This is a genomic window from Citrobacter sp. S46_ASV_140 (genome assembly GCF_018919545.1).
Lineage (GTDB): Bacteria > Pseudomonadota > Gammaproteobacteria > Enterobacterales > Enterobacteriaceae > Citrobacter > Citrobacter braakii.
Genome location: NZ_JAHLRC010000137.1, coordinates 1 through 8,760, shown reverse-complemented (window position 1 = coordinate 8,760; position 8,760 = coordinate 1). Strand labels below are relative to the sequence as shown.

At 54.2% G+C, this 8,760-nt stretch carries 7 protein-coding genes; 3 read left to right on the top strand and 4 right to left on the bottom strand.

Going from position 1 to position 8,760, the window contains the following annotated elements:
- From lptG to KQJ19_RS20690, 3 genes are all read right to left on the bottom strand, one after another.
- The coding region (lptG, locus tag KQJ19_RS20700) for an LPS export ABC transporter permease LptG (RefSeq protein WP_216404068.1) at positions 1 to 1,069 on the bottom strand (1,069 nt) is incomplete at its 3' end.
- A complete protein-coding gene (gene lptF, locus KQJ19_RS20695) occupies positions 1,069 to 2,169 on the bottom strand; it encodes an LPS export ABC transporter permease LptF (protein WP_016151506.1) in 1,101 nt (366 codons plus the stop codon). The genes lptF and lptG, both read right to left, overlap by 1 nt.
- Before the next feature lie 62 nt (positions 2,170 to 2,231).
- Positions 2,232 to 2,282: a hypothetical protein gene (locus KQJ19_RS20690; RefSeq protein WP_212723231.1), complete on the bottom strand. Its 51-nt coding sequence runs from the start codon at positions 2,280 to 2,282 to the stop codon at positions 2,232 to 2,234.
- 153 nt (positions 2,283 to 2,435) lie between these two features.
- On the opposite strand from KQJ19_RS20690, the gene pepA reads away from it, so the two are divergent.
- The 3 genes from pepA (at position 2,436) to KQJ19_RS20675 (ending at position 7,356) form a co-directional block, all read left to right on the top strand.
- Complete coding sequence (gene pepA, locus KQJ19_RS20685; RefSeq protein WP_003025870.1) at positions 2,436 to 3,947, top strand: leucyl aminopeptidase; 1,512 nt, start codon at positions 2,436 to 2,438, stop codon at positions 3,945 to 3,947.
- A gap of 110 nt (positions 3,948 to 4,057) precedes the next feature.
- Complete coding sequence (gene holC / locus KQJ19_RS20680) at positions 4,058 to 4,501, top strand: DNA polymerase III subunit chi (RefSeq protein WP_016151505.1); 444 nt, start codon at positions 4,058 to 4,060, stop codon at positions 4,499 to 4,501.
- Positions 4,501 to 7,356 carry a valine--tRNA ligase gene (locus KQJ19_RS20675; RefSeq protein ID WP_075849118.1) on the top strand — a complete coding sequence of 952 codons (2,856 nt, stop codon included), beginning with the start codon at positions 4,501 to 4,503 and terminating at the stop codon, positions 7,354 to 7,356. The genes holC and KQJ19_RS20675 overlap by 1 nt, the downstream gene beginning before the upstream one ends.
- A gap of 56 nt (positions 7,357 to 7,412) precedes the next feature.
- On the opposite strand, the gene KQJ19_RS20670 is transcribed toward KQJ19_RS20675, so the two are convergent.
- Positions 7,413 to 8,603, bottom strand: a complete 1,191-nt coding sequence (locus KQJ19_RS20670; RefSeq protein WP_216404069.1) for a DUF898 family protein — start codon at positions 8,601 to 8,603, stop codon at positions 7,413 to 7,415.
- Positions 8,604 to 8,760 lie beyond the last annotated feature (157 nt).

The following is an 8,760-nucleotide window of genomic DNA, read 5'->3' as shown; positions in this document are numbered from 1 at the left end:
GCATCAGCCACAGGCTTATCAGGAAGAAGCTGGCGCTTGGCAGCAACGCGCCGATAATCGGCGGAATGCCGTACACCAGCGTCAGCGGGCCAAAGATTTGGTCCAGCACATAGAACACAAAGCCGAAGCTAATCCCTGTCACCACGCGCACGCCCATCGGGACGCTACGCAGCGGACCAAAGATAAACGACAGCGCCATCAGCATCATTACCGCCACAGACAGCGGCTGGAAGACTTTGCTCCACATATTGAGCTGGTAGCGTCCGGCGTCCTGGCCGCTCGACTTCAGGTACTTCACGTAGTTATGCAGACCACTAATCGAGAGCGCATCAGGATCCAACGCCACGACGCCGAGCTTGTCGGGTGTAAGGTTGGTTTTCCAGGTGCCGCTCACCGTCTGCGAGCCGGTGATTTGCTTCGGATCGGTCAGGTTGGATTCATCCACCTGCGACAAACGCCAGACCTTCTGCTCCGGGTCAAACGTCGCGCTTGCGGCATAGCGGACGGACTGCAAACGGCGCTTGTCGTTAAAGGAGTAGATGCTAATTCCGCCTAACTCGGCGTCACCTTTCACCCGCTCGATGTAGACAAAGCTGTCGCCATCTTTCGCCCACAAACCTTGCTGGGTAGAGAGCAGCGAGCCGCCGTACATCTGCTGCGCACGGTAGTTACGCGCCATCTGTTCGCCCTGCGGCGCCACCCATTCGCCGATGGCCATCGTCAGCAACACCAGCGGAATCGCGGTTTTCATCACCGACAACGCCACCTGCATACGGGTAAAGCCAGAAGCCTGCATGACCACCAGTTCACTGCGCTGCGCCAGCATGCCCAGCCCCAGCAAAGCCCCCAGCAGCGCCGCCATCGGGAAGAAGATCTGGATATCTTTCGGCGCGCTGAGCAGGGTATACAGCCCGGCGCCCATCGCATCGTAGCTCCCCTGCCCGGCTTTTTTCAGCTGGTCGACAAACTTGATGATCCCGGAGAGCGACACCAGCATGAACAACGTCATCATGATGGTGGTGAAAATGGTTTTACCGATATAGCGGTCAAGTACACCAAAAGGCTGCATTATACCGCTCCTTTACGCATAAAACGGGCACGTAAGCGGCGCATCGGCACCGTATCCCAGAGGTTAAGCACAATCGCCAGCGCCAGATACGCCAGGTTAACCGTCCACATCCAGAACACCGGATCGAGCTTACCTTTGCCGCCGTTCGACTTCAGCGATGTCTGAACCAGGAAGAACAGCAAATAGAGCAGCATTGCTGGCAGCATAGACAGTACGCGACCCTGACGCGGGTTCACCACGCTCAGCGGTACAACCATCAGCGCCATCATAAATACGGTGAATACTAACGTGATACGCCAGGTCAGCTCCGCACGGGCGCGATCGGTGTCGGTCGTCCATAGCGTACGCATGGTCATCTGGTCGGTATCGTTTGGATCCAGCGCCACGGCCTGATGACCGATAATCGCCTGATAATTCTGGAAGTCGGTAATGCGGAAATCGCGCAGCAGCGCGGTCCCTTCAAAACGCGTCCCCTGGTTCAGCGTCACGACCTGAGAGCCATCGCGCAATTGGGTAAGATGACCGGAGTCCGCTACCACCACCGAAGGACGGGCGTTACCTTTCGGGCGGATTTGCGCGAGGAACACATCGTTGAAGTTACTGCCGTCAACGCTTTCGATAAACAGCACCGAGCCGCCGTTAGTCGCCTGCTGGAATTGCCCCTGAGCAAGCGCCGCCATACCGGGGTTCGCTTTCGCCTCCGCCAGGACTTCGTCCTGATGTCTGGAGGACCACGGTCCGGCCCACATCACGTTGACCGCCGCAATAATACTGGTAAACAGCGCCAGCACCATCGCCGCTTTCACTAAGACAGCCTTGCTCAGCCCGCAGGCGTGCATGACCGTAATTTCACTTTCGGTATACAGTTTGCCCAGCGTCATCAGCAGCCCGAGGAACAGGCTTAATGGCAAGATAAGTTGCGCCATTTCTGGCACGCCCAGCCCCAGCAGCGAGAGCACCAGATTCGCCGGGATATCACCGTCAACCGCCGCACCAAGGATCCTGACTAACTTTTGACAAAAGAAGATCAAAAGCAGGATGAATAGGATCGCAAGTTGGCTTTTGAGCGTTTCCCGAACCAGATATCTTATGATTATCACTTTAAATACGCCCGTAAAAACCCGTCTTTTGCCGGAATTTAGCTTGTTTCATGGCTTAAACGTCATTTATTCTCTTGAGTCGTCGAAATCGTCGCTAAGATCATTATACTCAACGGATCCACCTCTCAGAAATTGTTCTGACGTGCCAATGCCGTAATAACGTTAAGATTAACACGAAGTCACCGCAACAGCGGGTATGAGTTACGAAAGCTTGCAATTCTATCCGTAGCCACCGCCGTTGTCTTTAAGATTCAGGAGCGTAGTGCATGGAGTTCAGTGTAAAAAGCGGTAGCCCGGAGAAACAGCGGAGTGCGTGCATCGTCGTGGGTGTCTTTGAACCACGCCGTCTCTCTCCGATTGCAGAGCAGCTCGACAAGATCAGCGACGGGTACATCAGCGCACTGCTGCGTCGTGGCGAACTGGAAGGCAAACCAGGTCAAACCCTGTTGCTGCACCATGTTCCTAACGTTCTGTCTGAGCGAATTCTCCTCATTGGTTGTGGCAAAGAGCGCGAGCTTGATGAGCGCCAGTACAAGCAGGTCATTCAGAAAACCATCAATACGCTGAATGATACTGGCTCAATGGAAGCCGTCTGCTTCCTGACTGAGCTGCACGTCAAAGGGCGCAATAACTACTGGAAAGTGCGTCAGGCCGTTGAGACGGCACAGGAAACGCTGTACAGCTTTGATCAACTGAAGACCAACAAAAGCGAGCCGCGTCGTCCGCTGCGTAAAATGGTCTTCAACGTACCGACCCGCCGGGAACTGACCAGCGGTGAGCGTGCGATCCAGCACGGTCTGGCGATCGCCGCCGGCATTAAAGCAGCAAAAGATCTCGGCAACATGCCGCCGAACATCTGTAACGCCGCCTACCTCGCCTCTCAGGCGCGCCAGCTGGCAGACAGCTACAGCAAAAATGTTGTAACCCGCGTGATCGGCGAGCAGCAGATGAAAGAGCTGGGCATGCACTCTTATCTGGCCGTCGGTCACGGCTCGCAGAATGAGTCGCTGATGTCGGTCATCGAGTACAAAGGCAATCCGTCCGAAGACGCACGTCCGATCGTGCTGGTCGGTAAAGGGTTAACCTTTGACTCTGGCGGTATCTCCATCAAACCAGCCGAAGGCATGGATGAGATGAAATACGACATGTGCGGCGCGGCAGCGGTATATGGCGTGATGCGCATGGTGGCCGAGCTTCAGCTGCCAATCAACGTCGTCGGCGTGCTGGCAGGCTGCGAAAATATGCCGGGTGGCCGCGCGTATCGCCCAGGCGACGTGCTGACCACCATGTCTGGTCAGACCGTTGAAGTTCTCAATACCGATGCCGAAGGCCGTCTGGTCCTGTGCGACGTATTAACCTACGTCGAGCGCTTTGAGCCAGAAGCGGTGATTGACGTCGCAACCCTGACCGGCGCGTGCGTGATTGCGCTGGGCCATCACATCACCGGCCTGATGTCGAACCACAACCCGCTGGCGCATGAGCTGATCGGTGCGTCCGAACAGGCTGGCGACCGCGCGTGGCGTTTGCCGCTGGGCGATGAATACCAGGAGCAGCTAGAGTCCAACTTTGCGGATATGGCGAACATCGGCGGACGTCCTGGCGGCGCCATTACCGCGGGCTGCTTCCTGTCACGCTTTACCCGTAAGTACAACTGGGCGCACCTCGATATCGCCGGTACCGCATGGCGTTCAGGGAAAGCCAAAGGCGCAACCGGTCGTCCGGTGGCGCTGCTGTCGCAGTTCCTGCTCAACCGTGCCGGTTTTAACGGCGAAGAGTAAGGCGGTAAGCACAAGCAATAAGACCCGTAGGCCGGATAAGCGCAACGCCATCCGGCCTACGGTTGTGCATCATGGCAACGCATTTAAATTCACCAGAAGAAGCCCCATATATGAGAAACGCAACTTTCTATCTTCTGGACAATGACACGCAACACGATGGCTTAAGCGCCGTCGAGCAGTTGGTGTGTGAAATTGCCGCAGAACGTTGGCGTGCTGGCAAGCGCGTGCTGATCGCCTGCGAAAACGAAAAGCAGGCTCTTCGACTGGATGAAGCCCTGTGGGCAAGACCGGCAGAAAGCTTTGTTCCGCATAATCTGGCAGGTGAAGGCCCCAGAGGCGGCGCACCGGTAGAGATTGCCTGGCCGGAGAAACGCAACAGCAGCCCGCGCGACCTGCTTATCAGTTTGCGCGTTGGCTTTGCAGATTTTGCCACCGCTTTCACAGAAGTGATAGACTTCGTCCCTTACGAAGATTCTTTGAAACAATCGGCACGCGATCGCTACAAAGCTTACCGCGTGGCTGGTTTTAACCTGAATACGGCAACCTGGAAATAATGGAAAAGACATACAACCCACAAGATATCGAACAGCCGCTTTACGAGCACTGGGAAAAGCAGGGCTATTTCAAACCTAACGGCGATGAAAGCAAAGAGTCCTTCTGCATCATGATCCCGCCGCCGAACGTCACCGGCAGTTTGCATATGGGTCATGCTTTCCAGCAAACCATCATGGATACCATGATCCGCTACCAGCGCATGCAGGGTAAAAACACCCTGTGGCAGGCCGGTACCGATCACGCGGGTATCGCAACCCAGATGGTGGTTGAGCGTAAGATTGCCGCTGAAGAAGGTAAAACCCGCCACGACTACGGTCGCGAAGCGTTTATCGACAAAATCTGGCAGTGGAAAGCGGAATCCGGCGGCACCATCACCCGCCAGATGCGCCGTCTCGGCAACTCCGTTGACTGGGAGCGCGAGCGCTTCACTATGGACGAAGGTCTTTCCAATGCCGTGAAAGAAGTCTTCGTTCGCCTGTACAAAGAAGACCTGATTTATCGTGGCAAGCGCCTGGTGAACTGGGACCCGAAACTGCGCACCGCGATTTCCGACCTGGAAGTGGAAAACCGCGAGTCGAAAGGCTCAATGTGGCACATCCGCTATCCGCTGGCTGACGGCGCGAAAACCGCTGATGGTAAAGATTACCTGGTCGTCGCCACCACCCGTCCGGAAACCGTACTGGGCGATACCGGCGTGGCCGTCAACCCGGAAGATCCGCGTTATAAAGATCTGATTGGCAAATTTGTTGTTCTGCCGCTGGTTAACCGCCGCATTCCCATCGTCGGCGATGAACACGCTGATATGGAAAAAGGCACCGGCTGCGTGAAGATCACCCCGGCGCACGACTTTAACGACTACGAAGTCGGAAAACGTCACGGCCTGCCGATGATCAATATTCTGACCTTTGACGGCGACATCCGTGAAACCGCGGAAGTGTACGACACCAAAGGCGAAGAGTCCGACGTTTATTCCAATGAAATCCCGGCTGAGTTCCAGAAGCTGGAGCGCTTTGCCGCGCGTAAAGCGGTGGTTGCCGCCGTTGATGCGCTGGGCCTGCTGGAAGAAATTAAACCGCACGACCTGACCGTACCTTACGGCGACCGTGGCGGCGTGGTTATTGAACCGATGCTGACCGACCAGTGGTACGTCCGTGCCGACGTGCTGGCGAAACCGGCGGTTGAAGCGGTTGAAAACGGCGACATTCAGTTCGTACCGAAGCAGTACGAAAACATGTACTTCTCCTGGATGCGCGATATTCAGGACTGGTGTATTTCCCGTCAGCTGTGGTGGGGTCACCGTATCCCGGCATGGTATGACAACGACGGCAACGTCTACGTCGGCCGTACTGAAGACGAAGTGCGTCAGGAAAACAACCTCGGTGCCGACATTCAGCTTCGCCAGGACGAAGACGTACTCGATACCTGGTTCTCCTCCGCACTGTGGACCTTCTCTACCCTGGGCTGGCCGGAAAACACCGACGCGCTGCGTCAGTTCCACCCAACCAGCGTGATGGTTTCCGGTTTCGACATCATCTTCTTCTGGATTGCCCGCATGATCATGATGACCATGCACTTCATCAAAGATGAAAACGGCAAGCCGCAAGTGCCGTTTAAGACCGTCTACATGACCGGTCTGATCCGCGACGACGAAGGCCAGAAGATGTCCAAATCCAAGGGCAACGTCATTGACCCGCTGGATATGGTCGACGGAATCTCCCTGGCAGAACTGCTGGAGAAACGTACCGGCAACATGATGCAGCCGCAGCTGGCCGAGAAGATTGCCAAGCGTACCGAGAAGCAGTTCCCGGACGGCATCGAGCCGCACGGCACCGACGCACTGCGCTTCACCCTGGCGGCGCTGGCCTCTACCGGTCGCGACATCAACTGGGATATGAAGCGTCTGGAAGGTTATCGTAACTTCTGTAACAAGCTGTGGAACGCCAGCCGCTTCGTGCTGATGAACACCGAAGACCAGGATTGCGGCTTCAACGGCGGCGAAATGACCCTGTCGCTGGCGGATCGCTGGATCCTTGCTGAATTCAACCAGACCATCAAAGCGTACCGCGAAGCGCTGGACAACTTCCGCTTCGACATCGCCGCGGGCATTCTGTACGAATTCACCTGGAACCAGTTCTGCGACTGGTATCTGGAGCTGACCAAGCCGGTAATGAACGGCGGTTCCGAGTCTGAACTGCGCGGCACCCGCAATACGCTGGTCACCGTTCTGGAAGGTCTGCTGCGCCTGGCGCATCCGATCATCCCGTTCATCACCGAGACCATCTGGCAGCGCGTGAAGGTGATTTCCGGTATTACCGCCGACACCATCATGCTGCAACCGTTCCCGGAATATAACGCCGCACAGGTTGATGAAGCCGCGCTGGCTGATACCGAATGGCTGAAGCAGGCGATCGTTGCCGTACGTAACATCCGTGCGGAAATGAACATCGCCCCAGGTAAACCGCTCGAACTGTTGCTGCGCGGTTGCAGCGCTGATGCGATGCGCCGTGTGAACGATAACCGCAGCTTCCTGCTGAACCTGGCGCGTCTGGAAAGCATCACCGTACTGCCAGCCGATGACAAAGGTCCGGTCTCCGTGACCAAAATCATCGACGGCGCCGAGCTGCTGATCCCGATGGCTGGCCTCATCAATAAAGAAGATGAGCTGGCGCGTCTGGCGAAAGAAGTGGCGAAAATCGAAGGTGAGATTGCCCGTATCGAAGGCAAACTTTCCAACGAAGGTTTCGTTGCTCGCGCACCGGAAGCAGTTATCGCCAAAGAGCGTGAGAAGCTGGACGGTTATGCGGAAGCGAAAGCGAAACTGATTGAGCAGCAGGCGGTCATCGCCGCGCTGTAATAGCTGTTGACGTTATACACGTATTAAAGGCCGGAGCATGCTCCGGCCTTGTTGTATCAGATGAACGGGAAGTAGGTCATCACACCACGTGATACCCACATCGCCGGACCTGTTTCCAACGCCTCTGTATGGTCAGTCAGTTCCAGCGCATCCAAATCCCCTTGTACATGGGAGTTACTGGCCAGCCAACTGACCAGCCACATTTTCATCCACGGATAAGCTAGCCCAAACGTGATGCCTGAAATAAACAACACCAGAACAAAACGCCAGATCAGGCCATGTGCAGTGACGGAAGAATGAAAGCGGATTTTACCCTCGGCCAGCGCCAGGTTATTCATGAACAGATTACGTAGCGTGGTGTATAAATAGCTTCCAACCACAATAATTCCTGCGAAATAGAGAAAATAACTCGCCATTATTCTGCTCTGATTCTCCAGGATAAATTCGTCGTCGGCCACGCCTAACACAGCCAACATCACCATTTGCAGAAAAATAGGGGCAATTAGCCAGACAATCACAACAACAAATGGCAGCAGTACCAGCACGGCTTTAATACACCCCACTATGCTTGCTTTCATATTGACGTTAATAGTAAAGCGGTGAATACCAAAATTACCGCCATTACCCACTAACTGCATCCATTTTGCATAGGTAATACCGTAGGTGATACCCATGCCCACAATTCCCACCAACGCGATAAATGCTATTCTGATAAGCATTCCAGTACTGCCCTCAATCCAGTCGGTGGCAAGTATCAGAAGATAAATCACTCCCCAGTTCACCGCAGCAAGCACCACTGGCACAACCAGTAAAAAAAGCCATGCATGTAATTGTGAGCAGTCAAAACCAAACCGCACACCGTTAAGCGACGTCATCATCGCCTGATACTGCAGGCTTTTTATGGTCATTAATGGAAGGACAGCTACCAGTAAACCAATCAAAGTAAAACCAACGAGAGGGCTGCCGTTAGCAATAGAACTCATGCTGGCACCATAAACCACCATAATCGACAAGAAGCTTACGAATATCGCGCCACCTGTCGCCTTATAGGTAAAGGGTTGGCCATTGAGAGTCATATTCTCGTAAATATAACGCCGACATTTCACCATCGCCCACGGCGTATAAATACCCAGAGTAATACAACACAGCAAAAAATTGACAAGGCATATAATAAAGTACTGCCATCCCTTACCGATAAAAATAAATGTGTGCCGTTGATTTCCCCGACCACCAACAAAATCATTCATGAACAATATCCCTAATATAAATTCCATTAAGATAAAAAATAAAAACCAGTGTTTATTTACTGGTTCGTTTACAATACTATTTTTAATTAGCCAATGTATTTTAATTTTTTCTGATTCAGGAACGTCTTGCACCCGACAGAAGAGAGTGGTATTAAAT

Coding starts and splice junctions, on each gene's coding strand:
- KQJ19_RS20675 (WP_075849118.1), top strand. CDS start 4,501: ATGGAAAAGACATACAACCCACAAGATATCGAACAGCCGCTTTACGAG.
- holC (WP_016151505.1), top strand. CDS start 4,058: ATGAGAAACGCAACTTTCTATCTTCTGGACAATGACACGCAACACGAT.
- pepA (WP_003025870.1), top strand. CDS start 2,436: ATGGAGTTCAGTGTAAAAAGCGGTAGCCCGGAGAAACAGCGGAGTGCG.
- KQJ19_RS20670 (WP_216404069.1), bottom strand. CDS start 8,603: ATGAATGATTTTGTTGGTGGTCGGGGAAATCAACGGCACACATTTATT.